At 37.3% G+C, this 15,744-nt stretch carries 22 protein-coding genes; all 22 read right to left on the bottom strand.

The window, feature by feature from the left end:
- Positions 1-297: 297 nt before the first annotated feature.
- Positions 298-1,596, bottom strand: a complete 1,299-nt coding sequence (eno, locus tag KQI71_RS11760) for a phosphopyruvate hydratase (RefSeq protein WP_216436318.1) — start codon at positions 1,594-1,596, stop codon at positions 298-300.
- Positions 1,597-1,979: 383 nt separating this feature from the next.
- A complete protein-coding gene (gene rpsI / locus KQI71_RS11755) occupies positions 1,980-2,372 on the bottom strand; it encodes a 30S ribosomal protein S9 (protein WP_216436317.1) in 393 nt (130 codons plus the stop codon).
- 19 nt (positions 2,373-2,391) lie between these two features.
- Positions 2,392-2,826 carry a 50S ribosomal protein L13 gene (gene rplM / locus KQI71_RS11750; RefSeq protein ID WP_216436316.1) on the bottom strand — a complete coding sequence of 145 codons (435 nt, stop codon included), beginning with the start codon at positions 2,824-2,826 and terminating at the stop codon, positions 2,392-2,394.
- Positions 2,827-3,001: 175 nt separating this feature from the next.
- On the bottom strand, positions 3,002-3,934 hold the full coding sequence (locus KQI71_RS11745; protein WP_216436315.1) for an AEC family transporter: 933 nt from the start codon (positions 3,932-3,934) through the stop codon (positions 3,002-3,004).
- Positions 3,924-4,682, bottom strand: coding sequence for a tRNA pseudouridine(38-40) synthase TruA (gene truA / locus KQI71_RS11740; RefSeq protein WP_216436314.1), 759 nt, complete (start codon positions 4,680-4,682; stop codon positions 3,924-3,926). The genes KQI71_RS11745 and truA overlap by 11 nt, the downstream gene beginning before the upstream one ends.
- A 3-nt stretch (positions 4,683-4,685) precedes the next feature.
- Positions 4,686-5,495, bottom strand: coding sequence for an energy-coupling factor transporter transmembrane component T family protein (locus KQI71_RS11735; RefSeq protein ID WP_216436313.1), 810 nt, complete (start codon positions 5,493-5,495; stop codon positions 4,686-4,688).
- Complete coding sequence (locus KQI71_RS11730; protein ID WP_216436312.1) at positions 5,488-6,351, bottom strand: energy-coupling factor transporter ATPase; 864 nt, start codon at positions 6,349-6,351, stop codon at positions 5,488-5,490. Before KQI71_RS11730 ends, KQI71_RS11735 begins: the two co-directional genes overlap by 8 nt.
- Positions 6,336-7,199: an energy-coupling factor transporter ATPase gene (locus tag KQI71_RS11725; protein ID WP_216436320.1), complete on the bottom strand. Its 864-nt coding sequence runs from the start codon at positions 7,197-7,199 to the stop codon at positions 6,336-6,338. The genes KQI71_RS11730 and KQI71_RS11725 overlap by 16 nt, the downstream gene beginning before the upstream one ends.
- 257 nt (positions 7,200-7,456) lie before the next feature.
- Entirely contained in the window at positions 7,457-7,993 is a 537-nt protein-coding gene (gene rplQ / locus KQI71_RS11720; protein WP_216436311.1) for a 50S ribosomal protein L17, read from the bottom strand.
- A 70-nt stretch (positions 7,994-8,063) separates the two neighbouring features.
- A complete protein-coding gene (locus KQI71_RS11715; RefSeq protein ID WP_216436310.1) occupies positions 8,064-9,020 on the bottom strand; it encodes a DNA-directed RNA polymerase subunit alpha in 957 nt (318 codons plus the stop codon).
- 39 nt (positions 9,021-9,059) lie between these two features.
- Positions 9,060-9,653 carry a 30S ribosomal protein S4 gene (gene rpsD, locus KQI71_RS11710; RefSeq protein WP_216436309.1) on the bottom strand — a complete coding sequence of 198 codons (594 nt, stop codon included), beginning with the start codon at positions 9,651-9,653 and terminating at the stop codon, positions 9,060-9,062.
- Positions 9,654-9,671: 18 nt separating this feature from the next.
- Positions 9,672-10,064 (bottom strand): 30S ribosomal protein S11, encoded by a 393-nt coding sequence (gene rpsK, locus KQI71_RS11705; protein WP_008393375.1) that lies wholly within the window; start codon positions 10,062-10,064, stop codon positions 9,672-9,674.
- 166 nt (positions 10,065-10,230) lie between these two features.
- Complete coding sequence (gene rpsM / locus KQI71_RS11700; protein ID WP_216436308.1) at positions 10,231-10,599, bottom strand: 30S ribosomal protein S13; 369 nt, start codon at positions 10,597-10,599, stop codon at positions 10,231-10,233.
- A 259-nt stretch (positions 10,600-10,858) separates the two neighbouring features.
- Entirely contained in the window at positions 10,859-10,972 is a 114-nt protein-coding gene (gene rpmJ, locus KQI71_RS11695; RefSeq protein ID WP_009203726.1) for a 50S ribosomal protein L36, read from the bottom strand.
- A gap of 70 nt (positions 10,973-11,042) precedes the next feature.
- Positions 11,043-11,261, bottom strand: a complete 219-nt coding sequence (infA, locus tag KQI71_RS11690; protein ID WP_216436307.1) for a translation initiation factor IF-1 — start codon at positions 11,259-11,261, stop codon at positions 11,043-11,045.
- Between the two features lie 12 nt (positions 11,262-11,273).
- Positions 11,274-12,029 (bottom strand): type I methionyl aminopeptidase, encoded by a 756-nt coding sequence (gene map / locus KQI71_RS11685; protein ID WP_216436306.1) that lies wholly within the window; start codon positions 12,027-12,029, stop codon positions 11,274-11,276.
- A 3-nt stretch (positions 12,030-12,032) separates the two neighbouring features.
- Entirely contained in the window at positions 12,033-12,677 is a 645-nt protein-coding gene (locus KQI71_RS11680) for an adenylate kinase (RefSeq protein WP_216436305.1), read from the bottom strand.
- A gap of 178 nt (positions 12,678-12,855) precedes the next feature.
- Complete coding sequence (gene secY / locus KQI71_RS11675; protein ID WP_216436304.1) at positions 12,856-14,172, bottom strand: preprotein translocase subunit SecY; 1,317 nt, start codon at positions 14,170-14,172, stop codon at positions 12,856-12,858.
- A gap of 1 nt (position 14,173) precedes the next feature.
- Positions 14,174-14,617 carry a 50S ribosomal protein L15 gene (rplO, locus tag KQI71_RS11670; protein ID WP_216436303.1) on the bottom strand — a complete coding sequence of 148 codons (444 nt, stop codon included), beginning with the start codon at positions 14,615-14,617 and terminating at the stop codon, positions 14,174-14,176.
- A 25-nt stretch (positions 14,618-14,642) separates the two neighbouring features.
- Positions 14,643-14,825: a 50S ribosomal protein L30 gene (gene rpmD, locus KQI71_RS11665; RefSeq protein ID WP_216436302.1), complete on the bottom strand. Its 183-nt coding sequence runs from the start codon at positions 14,823-14,825 to the stop codon at positions 14,643-14,645.
- 13 nt (positions 14,826-14,838) lie between these two features.
- Entirely contained in the window at positions 14,839-15,348 is a 510-nt protein-coding gene (rpsE, locus tag KQI71_RS11660; protein ID WP_216436301.1) for a 30S ribosomal protein S5, read from the bottom strand.
- 14 nt (positions 15,349-15,362) lie between these two features.
- Positions 15,363-15,731, bottom strand: a complete 369-nt coding sequence (gene rplR / locus KQI71_RS11655) for a 50S ribosomal protein L18 (RefSeq protein ID WP_216436300.1) — start codon at positions 15,729-15,731, stop codon at positions 15,363-15,365.
- Between the last annotated feature and the right edge of the window lie 13 nt (positions 15,732-15,744).

Genomic DNA, 15,744 nt, shown 5'->3' with positions numbered 1-15,744 from the left:
CTTGTGATGCAGTCTTGCCCTCATGCATGACCTCATATGAGATTTCTGTTCGTCAGACCAGAGATTTGCCCGTGAGTTAGTATGTTCCTCACATCCAGCTTCCTTCAGATTCCATCTCGCGATGACCACCCTTGCCTTCGGCTATATCCTTCCCACTACCGGGCGGATTCGGGACTTTAACCCTTTAGAAACGTGCGCCGCTAGGCGCACATCATAACAAAAAAGTCCCTGAATATTAAAATTCAGAGACTTTTTTTGTGTTTTTTATATAAGGGTTATTTTGCAATAAGGATATGCCTATTTTACATTGAATGCTTTGATTCCTGGATATACAGCACTATCTCCAAGAGCTTCTTCAATACGCAGAAGCTGATTGTATTTTGCTACACGTTCAGATCTTGAAGGTGCTCCTGTCTTGATCTGGCATGTATTTAATGCAACCGCAAGGTCTGCGATTGTTGTATCAGCTGTTTCACCAGAACGATGAGATGTTACAGCTGTGTATCCTGCTTTATGTGCCATTTTGATTGCCTCGAGAGTTTCTGAAATGGAACCAATCTGGTTTAATTTAATTAGGATGGAATTTCCTGCTCCCATTTCAATACCTTTTGAAAGTCTTTCTGTATTTGTTACGAATAAATCATCCCCAACAAGCTGTACTTTATCTCCAAGTCTTTCTGTCAGTTTTTTCCATCCTTCCCAGTCTTCTTCATCTAAACCATCTTCGATAGAAATGATCGGATATTTTTCACATAAAGCTGCCCAATGTTCGATCAGCTCTTCTGCTGTATATTCTGTTCCAGCTTTTGGAAGTTTATAATATCCTTTTCCTTTTTCGCTCTTCCATTCAGAAGATGCAGCATCCATAGCGATTCTGAAGTCTTTTCCTGGCTCATATCCAGCTTTTTTCACTGCTTCCAGAATTGTTTCAATTGCTTCTTCATCTGATTTTAATGCAGGTGCAAATCCACCTTCATCGCCAACAGAAGTAGCCAGTCCGCGTTCTTTTAAGATTCCTGCTAATGCATGGAATACTTCTGCACACCATCTTAAACATTCTTTAAAAGAAGGTGCACCAACTGGCATGATCATAAATTCCTGTACATCAAGTCCTGATGATAATGCATGACATCCACCATTTACGATATTCATCATTGGAACTGGAAGACGATTTCCGGAAACGCCACCTAAAAATCTATATAACGGCACTTCTAAAGAAGTAGCTGCCGCTCTTGCTGCTGCAATAGATACAGCCAGGATTGCATTTGCTCCAAAATTTGATTTATCTTTTGTTCCGTCTGCATCGATCATTGCTTTATCAACGGCATATGTATCAGAAGCATCTAATCCAACGATTGCTTCACTAATTTTTGTATTAATATTTTCTACGGCCTTTGTAACGCCTTTTCCTAAATATCTTTCTTTATCTCCATCTCTTAATTCCAGAGCTTCAAATTCTCCTGTAGATGCACCACTTGGAGCAGTTCCTCTTGCAACTGTTCCATCAACTAAAGTGATTTCAGCTTCTACGGTTGGATTTCCTCTAGAATCTAGGATTTCTCTTCCTATAACCTTTTCAATCTCTAAATAATTCATTCCCAAAATTCTCCTTCCCTATACATAGCAGTACTCCCCGCTGGAAGAGGGTAAAGCTTCCAGTTTGAAAACACTTTAAGTGCAGGCAGTGTTTCCAATTCGAGGAGTCCACATGATTCATTCACACTGGTTAGCCTTCGCTAACTGTTATTATCATACTAAAACAAAAGCAAAAAATCAATGGGTATTTATGATAATTATTATCAGTATAAGTATTTATTCTATTTTTGTTATTCCAATGCCATGACAGAATTTAAGATGGCTTTATTATTTCATAGTGGATTTCATCGAAATTTCCTATGAAATAATAAAAAACCTCCCAATAGATTTCTCCATTGAGAGGTTTGTAACATTCTTTTTGTACGTTTCCAAAAACCGTATAATTAACGTTTTGAGAACTGTGGTGCACGACGTGCTTTTCTGAGACCTGGTTTCTTTCTTTCTTTCATTCTTGGGTCTCTTGTTAAGAATCCTGCTTTTTTCAAAGTTGAACGGAATTCTCCATCAACCTGTAATAAAGCTCTTGAAATACCATGACGGATTGCTCCTGCCTGTCCAGTAAATCCACCACCATGAACGTTTACTAATACATCATATTTATCAGCAGTATCTGTAGCAACTAATGGCTGACGTACAACTACTTTTAATGTTTCTAATCCAAGATATTCATCAATATCTCTTTTATTGATTGTGATTTTTCCTGTTCCAGGTACTAAATATACTCTGGCAACACTGTTTTTTCTTCTACCAGTTCCATAATATTTTGCTGTAGCCACTTCTTCGTCCTCCTTCTAATTAATACTTGATTTCTAATGCTTTTGGCTGCTGAGCCTGATTCTTGTGCTCTGGGCCTGCATATACATGAAGCTTTTTAATCATCTGTCTTCCTAAAGGACCTTTTGGAAGCATACCCTTTACTGCAAGATAAATTACATCTTCAGGTTTCTTAGCTAATTTTTCTCTTAATGTCTGTTCTTTCATTCCACCAACATAGTCTGAATGATGGTAATAGATTTTCTGGTCTAATTTTTTACCAGTTACTTTGATTTTGTCTGCATTGACAACGATCACATGATCACCTGTGTCAATGTGTGGTGTATAAGTAGGTTTGTTTTTACCTCTTAAGATTTTTGCGATTTCTGATGTTAAACGTCCTAATGTATGTCCTGTAGCATCAACTACATACCATTCTCTTTCAATTGTTGATGGGCTGGCCATAAAACTTTTCATGGTGTTCCTCCTTCATATCTATATTTCTATCAATCATTGTGTTTATATAAAATACTCCCGCCGGGGCTTTGGGGGTGGTATTTTTTCTCATGTCACAGTTTTATATTATATAATACACACGTGTGCGTGTCAATAGAAAAATCCTTGATTTTTCTACAATTTCCCTGTTATGCAATCACACAAAGCAGGTAATAATCGGCAATGTAATTAACGATAAAATCGTTGTAAGAACAATCCCACGGCTACAAATAGAACTATCTAGTCCATAATCAACTGCAAGCATCACCGGCATACTTCCATTTGGCATTCCAAACATCAATACCATAATTCCGGCAAGAACTGGATTTACCGAAACATAGCGAATCAGTAATGCCGCAATAATTGGAATGACCAGCATTTTTAAAAAAGTAAACTGGTACATTTTAATATCACGAAATACCTCTTTCAATGGCATTTTGGCAAGGGAAACTCCTGTCATAATCATAGATAATGGAATTGCTGCATTTCCAAGATAGTCAAAAAAGCTAACAACCGGAGATGGCACGGATATCTGGGATGCAAAAAGTACAAGAGATAATAAACATGCTATTACTCCAGGATTCAGCATTTTTTTCCACTGAAATTTTATGTTTCCATGTCCATCTGATTTTTCTTTTTCAAATAGATAAATGCCATAAGTATAAAATAAAATATTATAAACAAGTGTATACAAAGCTACATAAAAAATAGCTCCTCTTCCATATAACTCTTGAATCAATGGAATTCCAACAAATCCAAGATTTGAAAAGATTAACATAACGGAATAAATATTTCTCTGCTTCTTTTCAATTCCAAGAATTCGTACAAACAATGGGCTAATCCCAATCAATACCAAAAACATAAGAACTGCTAAAAGAAGATTCAGAAATACAAGATTCCAATCTCCATTTGATTTTGATCCAGTTACACCAGAGATGATCAGTGCGGGATTAAAAATATTGACAATCAGTCCAGAAATTTGTGTTCCGCTGTGATCTGAAATCCATTTTTTCTTATAGCAAATACTTCCTATTAATATAAATCCAAAAAGTACAAGTAGTTTTTGAAAGATAATCCAACTATTTGTCATGATCATTTGCCTCCGGATACTCAATTCTAATCAATGTTAATCCCTTTGCTGGAAGTTTCGGACCAACTGCTACTCTTTCTTTTGATGCAAGAATTTCTTTTATCCAATCTACTTCTTTTTTTCCTCGTCCAATTTCAAGCAGAGTACCTGCCATTAGTCTTACCATATTATAAAGAAAGCCACTTCCGGTGACTCGCATAATAATATAACGTCCATGCTGGAAAACCTCGCAATGATAAATAGTCCTTACATAAGTTGTGGTCTGTGCCTTTATGCTGCACATGCTAATAAAACAATGTTTTCCCTCAAAATATTTTGCTGCCTCGTTCATTTTATCCACATTCAGTGGTACATATACAAAATGATGATGCCGGCTTGTTACCGGATTGTCATAAGTTGCATTATAAAATGTATATTCGTAAGTTTTTCTTGTTTCCTGAAACCTTGGATGAAAATCTGGTGCTACTTCTTTTGAAGATTGTATTACAATATCTTCTGGGAGCCTCGCATTTAAAGCCTTTGCCATTTTTTCTCCAGGAATACGGCTTTCTGTATCAAAAACTGCTACATTTCCGAGAGCATGTACGCCTGAATCGGTTCGACTCGCTCCCATAACTTGGATTTCTTCTCCAAGAAGCTCCGATAAATGTTTATTTAATACACCCTGTACTGTAATATCGTTTGGCTGAATCTGCCAGCCACAATAATTCGTTCCATCATAAGCGACTTCTAATTTTATTCGTTTCATTTTCTATCTCCATGGGCTGAAAAATCCAAGATAAATCATAAACGCCAGAAAGATAAACAAAAAGATATATCCTGCATAATCTCTTTTTTCATAAACTAGCGGTTTCAACTTGGTTCTGCCTTCTCCTCCATGATAACATCTGGATTCCATTGCCATTGCAAGATCATTGGCGCGCCTAACAGCTGCTAGGAACAGCGGTACAATGATCGGCACCATACTTTTAATTCTCTGTAAAAGTCCTCCAGACTCAAAATCAATTCCTCTTGCTGTTTGTGCTTTCATAATCTTATCAAGTTCTTCCGTCAAAACTGGAATGAAACGAAGTGCAATGGACATCATCATTGCGATCTCATGAACTGGTACTTTTACTTTGTTTAAAAATCCAAGAGACTTATCCAATCCATCGGTCAGCTGATTTGGTGTTGTTGTAAACGTCAAAAGTGAAGTACCAAGTACAAGCATGACCAGTCTTGTTCCAAGATAAATTGCTGTCTCTACTCCGGCATCGGTTATATGAATCGGTCCAATTGCAACCAAAACATTTCCAGAAATAAAAATTAAATTCATTGCCATGGAAAAAATTAAAATGACTACGATTGGTTTTAGTCCTTTTACAATATACGAAAACGGGACTTTTGACAGGGCAATCATACCGATTAAAAAAATAAGTGACATCACATACATGGCCGGTGATCTATGCATAAATAATGTAATTACATAAATCATCGTTCCAAATAATTTTACTCTCGGATCCAGCCTGTGAATAACTGAATCCGTCTTATAATATTGTCCTATTGTTACATCTCTAAGCATTGTTCCGCTTCTTCCTTATCACTTCCATAATTGCTTCTTTTGCTTCTTCTACTGTTAGGACATCCGTTTTTACAGGAAATCCATGTGCATTCAAGTCTTTCATCAAAGAACAATAAAATGGGACACTTAATCCAATTTCATTTAATTCCTTTTCATGCTGAAAAACCTTACGCTTATCATCATCAAATAAGACCTCTCCATGATTCATAACAATCATACGATCTACATATTCCGCTACATCTTCCATACTATGAGAGACAAGAATAATTGTCATATTTTTTTCTTCATGAAGCTTTCTTAAAAGGTTAAGGATCTGATCTCTTCCGATTGGATCAAGTCCTGCTGTTGGTTCATCTAAAACAAAATATTCTGGTTCCATTGCGAGAATTCCAGCAATCGCAACACGGCGTTTCTGTCCTCCAGACAATTCAAATGGAGATTTTAAAAATAAATCTTCTGACATCCCAACACTTGCTAATGCTCCTTTTGCAAGAGTCATAGCTTCTTCTTTTGTCTTTCCAAAATTCATTGGTCCAAAACAGACATCCTCCAAAATATTTTGTTCAAATAACTGATATTCTGGATATTGAAAGCATACTCCAACTTTCCCACGCAGCTGACGCAAAGGGTATCCTTCTTCAAAAATATCCTTTTCATCATAAAGTACTTTCCCGGATGATGGTCGTAAAAGTCCATTTAGATGCTGAATAAGTGTTGACTTTCCTGAACCAGTATGTCCTACAATCCCAATAAATTCCCCTGGTCTAATCTCGAGATTTACATCTTTTAATGCCTGATGTACATCATCCGAGTTATCCTTATAAATATAATTCACATGTTCTAAACGAATTGACATAATTCCTCCACAAGTTCTTCTCTCGTCGTAATATCTTCTGATAACGGAACGCCTTCTTTTCTAAGTTCATAAGCAAGCTCTGTTGCATAAGGAACTTCTAAACCAAGCTTTTTTAATTCCTCCACCCTTGAAAAGATCTCTTTCGGAGTGCCATCCATTACAATCTTTCCATGATCCATTACAATAATACGATCTGCCAGTAAAACTTCCTGCATATGATGGGTTACCATAAGGATCGTAATCTTTTTTTCCTGATTCAACTCTTTTACCAATGTTAAAACATGCCTTCTTCCTTGCGGATCAAGCATAGCTGTTGGCTCATCTAATACAATACATTCCGGCTCCATTGCCATAATTCCAGCAATTGCAATTCTTTGCTTTTGTCCTCCAGATAAATGATTTGGACTTGCTTCTTTATAAGCACTCATTCCTACACCTTCCAAAGCTCTTGTAATTCTTTTCCATATATCTTCCGATGGAACTCCCATATTTTCTGGTCCAAAAGCAACATCTTCTTCTACAATTGTTCCAACAATCTGATTATCCGGATTTTGAAAAACAATCCCGGCACTCTGTCTGATATTTAAGAGATTTCGATAGTCTTTCGTATCCATTCCTTTTACATAGACTGCCCCTTCTGTTGGCATCAGCAATCCATTTATGTGTTTTGCAAGCGATGATTTCCCAGATCCATTTCTTCCAAGGATCGCTATAAATTCTCCTTTTTCCACATGAAAACTAATATCATCAATTGCTTTGATTTCTTCTTTAATTTCCTGCGATTCATCCTGAGAATCTTCATATGCAATATATTTGTGTATTAAATTTTTTACATCAAGTATCGCCATTTTTTTCTCACTAAATCCTCCTTTGCTCATTGTTTCCTATTATAGCAAGAATCAATTCCATAGGCAAGACAGGTAGTTTGTGAACTACTTGGATATAAACAGCTAAAAATTTTTGCCTTGAAACTACAACAAAGTTCTCTGATAATAAAAAAAGAACCAATCTTAGATTCTTCTAAGAAAGGCTCTTTTCTTGTTGTTGTCGATTTGGAATTAAAATAAAACTTATTGATTATCTTGAATTATTTTCGTCAATATGACTATACTAACTCAAGTAATACTTCTAATGCTGCATCACCTTTACGCTGAGCAATTTTAACGATTCTTGTGTAACCACCGTTACGTTCAGCATATTTTGGTGCATATTCATCGAATAACTTAGCTGTTAAATCGATTTTCTTTGTATTTGCTTTCTTTCCAGCAGCAGCTGTTGGAACTTCAGTTACAGGATATAATACCTTTAACATCTGTCTTCTTGCATGTAAGCGGGATGGTAAATCTTTCTTGATTTCTTTCTGAACTGTATCATAAACAGTTACTTTTTTACCATCTACAACTTCTTTTACGCGTTTTCCGTTCTCATCTTTCTTTGCAACTTTTGCATCGATTGTAACTGTTTCGAAGTTGTCTTTTTCTCTTACTGCTAAAGCGATCAGCTTTTCAGCTACCTTGCGGATTTCTTTTGCTTTTGCTTCTGTTGTAACGATCTTTCCATAGTGTAAAAGATTTGTTACTTCAGCACGGATCAGTGCTTTTCTCTGAGAAGAAGTTCTTCCTAATTTTCTGTATTTTGCCATTTTATTGACCTCCTGGTTTTTTCGCCTTGCCTACTTCTTCCTTCAGCCTAGGCGGGTCTGGTTTATAGTTTTATTCATCTCCGGAACTTAAAGATAATCCAAGTTCACTTAATTTTGCTAACACTTCTTCTAATGATTTACGTCCAAGGTTACGAACTTTCATCATATCTTCTGAAGTTTTATTTGTTAACTCTTCTACTGTATTGATGCCAGCTCTCTTTAAGCAATTGTAAGAACGAACGGATAATTCCAGTTCATCAATGCTCATTTCAAGAACTTTTTCTTTCTCATCATCTTCTTTTTCTACCATAACTTCTGCAGTCTTGGCATTTTCAGAAAGATCTACGAATAAATTCAGATGCTCGCATAATACTTTCGCTGCTAAACTAACAGATTCATCTGGTGTCAGTGTACCATTTGTAAACACGTCCAATGTCAGTTTATCATAATCTGTAATCTGACCTACACGTGTATTTTCCACCTTCAGATTGACACGTTCTACAGGTGTATAGATCGCATCAACAGCAATTTCATCAATTGCTTTTCCTTCTTTATCTGCCTTGTCAGCACCGACATATCCACGGCCTTTCGTAATGGTAAGTTCCATATCCAGTTTACTACTTTCATCGCTTAACGTTGCAATGACCTGCTCTGGATTTAAGATCTCAATATCACTGTCAGCCTTGATATCTCCGGCAGTTACAACACCTCTTCCAGTGAACTCAATATAAGCCTGTTTTGGTTCATTGGACTGGCTGTCATTTTTAATTGCCAGGGACTTGATGTTCATAATGATTTCAGGCACATCCTCTTTGACACCTGGAATTGAGCTGAATTCGTGTAAAACACCTTTGATCTTTACAGAACTTACTGCTGCTCCTGGTAAGGATGAAAGCATGATACGTCTTAAGGAATTCCCAAGAGTTGTACCATAACCTCTTTCTAAAGGTTCTACAACAAAACGTCCAAAACGATTATCTTCTGAAATCTCACTAATCTCAATATTTGGTTTTTCAAATTCAAACATATGGGCCCTCCTTCTGGCTTAGGATTTAATTGAGGGTTATTATTTAGAATATAACTCGACGATTAATGTCTCGTTAACTGGTACGTCGATTTCATCTCTTGTAGGAAGTTCTTTTACTGTTCCTGTAAAGTTGTCATGGTCAGCTTCCAGCCAAGATGGAACCATTCTTCCATCAGTAATTTCCAGAATTTCTTTATATCTTGGAGAAGTTCTGTGTTTTTCTTTGATTTCGATTACATCACCAACTTTTACCTGGTAAGAAGGAATGTTTACCTGTTTTCCGTTTACCAGTACATGTTTATGGTCAATGATCTGTCTGCATTCTTTTCTTGTTCTTCCATATCCAAGACGGAACAGAACGTTGTCAAGACGAAGCTCTAATAATGTCATCAGGTTTGTACCTGTCTGACCTTTCATTCTTTCTGCTTTTGCGTAGTAGTTACGGAAAGGTTTTTCTAATACACCATAGATGAATTTAGCTTTCTGTTTTTCGCAAAGCTGAAGACCATATTCGCTTTTCTTTCTGTTTCCTCTTGTTAAAGATCTATTTGATTTTTTATCAATTCCTAAAAAGACTGGATCTAAACCTAAGGATCTGCATCTTTTTAAGACTGGAGTTCTATCAATTGCCATCTTTTTCTATCCTCCTAATTAAACTCTTCTGCGTTTTGGTGGGCGACATCCATTATGTGGAACAGGTGTTACATCGCTGATGCTTGTAACTTCTAATCCAGCTGCTGATAAAGCACGGATTGCTGCTTCTCTTCCTGATCCTGGACCTTTTACCATTACATCAACGGATTTTAATCCATGCACTAATGCTGCTTTTGTAGCTGTTTCAGCTGCCATCTGAGCTGCATATGGTGTAGATTTTTTAGATCCTCTGAATCCTAATCCACCAGCGCTTGCCCAAGAAAGAGCATTTCCCTGTGCATCAGTTAATGTAACGATTGTATTATTAAAAGATGACTGAATATGTGCCTGTCCGTGCTGTACATTCTTTTTCACACGTTTTTTTGCACTTTTCTTTGTAACTTTAGCCATGATTACGTATACCTTTCTTTCTTCATTTCATTTCAATAAGGTTTCACTCATAAGAAACCGCTAAGCTGCCATGTCCATGCAGCCGGGTGTATCATCCGGACTCCCGCCGAAGCGGAACGTGACACTCCCAGACCCCAAACCGGCGTCATAATGCTTAGGCTGTGTCTTATTTTTTCTTATTTGCTACAGTCTTCTTAGGACCTTTTCTTGTTCTTGCGTTTGTCTTTGTTTTCTGTCCACGGCAAGGAAGTCCCTGTCTATGACGTTTTCCTCTGTAACATCCAATTTCTTTTAATCTCTTAATATTAAGAGCGATTTCTCTTCTTAAATCACCTTCAACTACCTGAGTATCGTTGATGACTGCACTGATTTTTTTAACTTCTTCATCAGTTAAATCACGAACGCGGGTATCAGGATCAACGTTTGCTTCTGCCAAAATACGTTTTGCGCTGCTAAGACCAATTCCATAAATATAAGTAAGACCAATCTCTACACGCTTTTCTCTTGGTAAATCAACACCTGAAATACGAGCCATGTTTTTTCTTCCTCCAAAAATAATTCATTATGTTGTCGGTTAAGGGCAATCCATATATCCGCGTACGGTGAAATGATATATATGTCTTTTCCTTAACATTTATTCTATCTATAAATAATCAGTATGAGTGTACCTGTACTCACACTGCAGCCGCTAAATTCATTATGCGTACAGCAATACTGCCGCAAAATCTGTCTGTTTTCTTATAAACAGACACACAAAGGCAAGGACCTTTTGCTTTTTGAAATCAATCAGCAAATTATCCCTGTCTCTGTTTGTGTTTTGGATTCTCACAGATTACTCTGACAGATCCTTTTCTTTTAATAACCTTGCATTTTTCGCAAATTGGTTTTACTGATGCTCTAACCTTCACTTGAATTCTCCTTTCAAAAAACGTTCGGATATGATTATATCATCGTATCCTATATTTTTCAAGTCTTTTTTTATTTATCTCTCCAAATAATTCTTCCTTTTGACAGATCATATGGAGATAATGCTAATGTTACTTTGTCTCCAGGAAGGATTTTAATATAATTCATACGAAGTTTTCCACTGATATGTGCAAGAATTACATGTCCTCCTTCGATTTCAACCTTAAACATTGCATTTGGTAACTTTTCTAAAACTGTACCTTCTACTTCAATTGCTTCTGACTTTGCCATTTTTCATTCCTCCTATTCAGACAGCGTCAATATTTCACATCCATCTTCTGTGATCAGAATCGTGTTTTCATAATGTGCAGCCAGACTTTCATCTTCTGTGACAACCGTCCAGTCATCATCCAGCCAGGCTACTTCAAAACTCCCTTCATTTACCATTGGTTCAATTGCCAATGTCATTCCAGGTCTTAACTTGATACCTTTTCTTTTTTGTTTGAAGTTTGGTATCTCGGGATCTTCATGAAGATGAGTTCCAATCCCATGTCCTACAAGATCTCTTACGACAGAATATCCATTTGCTTCTACATACTGCTGAATTGCAGCTGAAATATCAAACAAATGATTTTCCGGTTTTGCAAATTTGATTCCTTCAAAGAAACTCTCTTTTGTAACTCTGATCAAACGGGCTGCTTCTTCTGAAATATTTCCCACGCCATATGTTCTGGCGGCATCTGAATGATATCCCTCATAGATCAGTCCTGCATCCAGGCTTACAATATCACCATCCTGCAAAATATGATCCGCATGTGGAATCCCATGAACCACTTCATCATTTACAGATACACAGATCGATGCTGGATATCCATTATAATTTAAAAAGTTCGGAATACATCCCCATTTACGAATGGCTTTTTCTCCAAATTGATCGATTTCCAAAGTGGAGATTCCCGGACGAATAATTTCTGCTAACTGATTATGCACATCTTCCAGACGTTTTCCAGCTTCTCTCATCAATTCAATTTCGTGTTTGGACTTAATTGTTACTGCCATAGATTATGCCTCTAAAATAGATTCAATTTCTTCAAATACTACATTGATATCCTGTGTTCCATCAACTTCATATAAAGAACCTGCTTTTTTGTAGTGATCGATCAGTGGGGCAGTCTGTTCATGATAAACATCCAGACGTTTCTTCACAGTTTCTTCTTTATCATCATCACGAAGAACTAATGGTCCGCCACATACGTCGCAGCAGTTTTCTTTCTTCGGAGGATTATATACAAGATGGAAAATAGCTCCACAATCCTTGCAGGAACGTCTTCCAGCCATTCTCTTAATAATATTTTCATCTGGAACTTCTACATCGATTGCATATTCGATCTTCTCACCATTCTGTGCAAGCGCACCATCCAAAGCATCGGCTTGTGGAATTGTTCTTGGAAAACCATCCAGAATAAATCCATTTTCACAGTCATCTTTATGAATACGGTCAACAACCAGATCACAAACAAGTTCATCTGGAACTAACAATCCCTGATCCATATATTCCTGTGCTTTTTTCCCAAGCTCTGTTCCTTCTTTAATATTTGCACGGAAAATATCTCCGGTTGAAATATGTGGAACATGGTACTTTGCGGCAATTTTCTTTGCCTGGGTTCCTTTTCCTGCTCCAGGAGCCCCTAACATAATAATTTTCATGACAAATCCTCCTTGAATCACATGCAGACCTTGGTCCGCTTTGTCGTTTTTGAAGTTTTTTCTCAAAACTTCGTATAATCACAAATAAGCTGTAGTCAAAACTACAGCTTATTTTTTATAATATTCTCCTGGTCTTCTGACACCTGATATACAGAACAGATTCCGCCCAGTCAAATATTTACTCACTTAAAAAACCAGAATAATTCTGCACTAACAATTGTGACTTAATCTGTTTAATTGTCTCAAGAATAACACCTACAACGATGATGATGGATGTTCCTCCAAATGAAACGCTTGCACCGAATACTCCATTAAAGAAAAATGGTACGATTGCGACAATTGTCAGTCCTGTAGCTCCGATAAATATAATATATTTTAATATTTTATTCAAATAATCTACTGTAGGTTTTCCCGGTCTGATTCCTGGAATAAAGCCTCCCTGTTTTTTCATATTGTTTGAAATTTCTAACGGATTAAAAGTAATCGATGTATAGAAATATGCAAACAAAACAACCAGAACGATATAAACAATCAATCCCAGTGATCTTTTTGGATGGGATGCATCAAACCAGACGGACGAATTTAAACTTGTTAATACTTTTCCCCAGAAACCAGTTCCATTATAGTGGAACAGATTTTGCAGCATGATTGGGAACTGCATAATTGAGGATGCAAAGATAATTGGCATTACCCCTGCGGTATTAACTTTTAAAGGAATATTGCTGGACTGTCCGCCTGTCAGCTTTCTTCCCTGAATTTTTTTGGAATACTGTACCGGTATATGCCTCTCTGCATCTGATAATACTACAACAAAGAGTACCATTGCAAGTACTACTACTGCAATGACACATCCTGCAATCAAAGCAGGACCAATCTGTTTTCCCTTCATAAATTGATTATAAAGAGAATAAAAATCGCTCGGCATACCGGAAACGATATTCACAAGCAGGATAATAGAAATACCATTTCCAATTCCGCTTTCTGTGATTCTTTCACCAAGCCACATAACAAGAACGGCACCTGCAGTCAGGGCAACGATCATTGTGACTATTGTGAAATTGGTGTAGTCTGTTCCTAACGCACCTCTGTTACCAAGGCCGATAGCAAGTCCTGCACCTTCAATAACTGCGAGCACAACGGTTACATAACGTGTAATCTTTGCCATTCGCTTTCTTCCATCTTCTCCGTCTTTTTGCATTTCTTCCAATGCTGGAATGACAATCGTCATCAGCTGGATAATGATCGATGACGTGATGTACGGAGTTACGCTTAATGCGAAGACCGACATTTGTGTGAATGACCCTCCGGTAAAAGAGTTCAGAAGGCTGATGGAATCGCCTAATGTACTCTTTAAATAGGCACTAATCTGTGCACTATCAATCTCCGGTATTGGTAATTGTGATCCTATACGTACAACAATTAAAATAAAAATTGTAAAAAGCAATTTCTTTCTTAGCTGTTTGTTCTTGAACGCGCTGACAACAGCGTTTGCCATCCTAGATCACCTCTGCTTTTCCACCCAGTGCTTCAATTTTTGCTTTTGCACCTGCACTAAATGCATTTGCTTTCACATTGAGCTTCTTAGTCAGTTCTCCATTTCCTAAAATTTTAACACCATCTCTTGGATTTGAAACGATGCCTGCTTCGATTAATGTTTCTACAGATACTTCTGCACCATCTTCGAATCTTTCTAAAGCAGATACGTTAATTCCAACGATATCTTTAGAGTTTCTGCATGTGAAACCTCTCTTTGGAATACGTCTATATAAAGGCATCTGTCCACCTTCAAAACCTGGTCTTACTCCACCGCCTGAACGTGCTTTCTGTCCTTTATGTCCTTTACCTGCAGTTTTTCCATTTCCTGAACCATGTCCACGGCCTCTTCTAAAGGCATCACTATGTGTAGATCCTTCTGCTGGACGTAAGTTTGATAATTCCATTCCGTTACACCTCCTTGCTCAATAATTAGATTTCTTCTACTTTTACTAAATGTTTCACCTGGTGAATCATTCCGCGAGTAGCTGCATTGTCTGGAAGTTCAACTGTTTTGTTAACTTTTTTAAGTCCTAATGCTTCTACTGTTTTTTTGTGCTTTGGAATAGCACCGATTGTTGATTTTACTAAAGTAATTTTCAATTTATCTGCCATTTTGACTTCCTCCTTATCCTAATAGCTCTTCTACTGATTTACCACGTAGTTTTGCTACTTCTTCTGGAGTTTTTAAGTTCTTTAATCCTTCGATTGTTGCAAGAACAACGTTCTGTTTGTTGTTAGAACCTAAAGATTTAGAACGGATATTTTTATATCCTGCAAGTTCCAGTACGACACGGGAAGGACCTCCGGCGATAATTCCAGTACCTTCTGGAGATGTCTTTAATAATACAGATGCTCCTCCGAAGTTTCCTGTGAAATCGTGTGGTGTTGTTCCTTTTTCGTCGATTGGCACTTCTACAAGGCTTTTTGCTGCAGCTTCTCTTCCTTTACGAATTGCTTCAGGAATTTCAGCAGCTTTTCCTAATCCAGCACCAACATGACCATTTTTATCTCCTACTACAACTAAAGCTGCAAATCTCATGTTACGTCCACCTTTAACTACTTTGGTAACACGTTTGATGGATACAACTTTGTCTTCCAGTTCTAACTGACTAGGATCGATAAGTGTATGCTTCATTTGACTTCCTCCTATTAGAATTTCAGACCAGCTTCACGAGCTGCATCTGCTAATGCTTCAATTTTACCATGATAAATAAATCCGCCTCTGTCAAAGACAACTTCTGTGATACCTTTTGCCAGAGCTCTTTCGGCAACTACTTTACCTAAGTAGCTTGCTGCGGCAACATCATTTGTTTTGTCCAGTTCTGCCTTTACGTCTTTCTGAGTTGTTGAAGCAGATACTAATGTATTTCCAACAGTGTCGTCAATAATCTGAGCGTACATATGATCATTACTTCTAAATACACTTAAGCGAGGTCTTTCGCTTGTTCCATTGATTCGATTACGAAGCTTGTAGTGTTTTTTCGCACGAATCTTGCTTCTTGATTCTTTTCTAATCATCCTATATCACTCC

The sequence above is a fragment of the Anaerostipes sp. MSJ-23 genome (assembly GCF_018918155.1).
Lineage (GTDB): Bacteria > Bacillota > Clostridia > Lachnospirales > Lachnospiraceae > Anaerostipes.
This window is presented reverse-complemented; position numbering and strand designations above follow the sequence as displayed.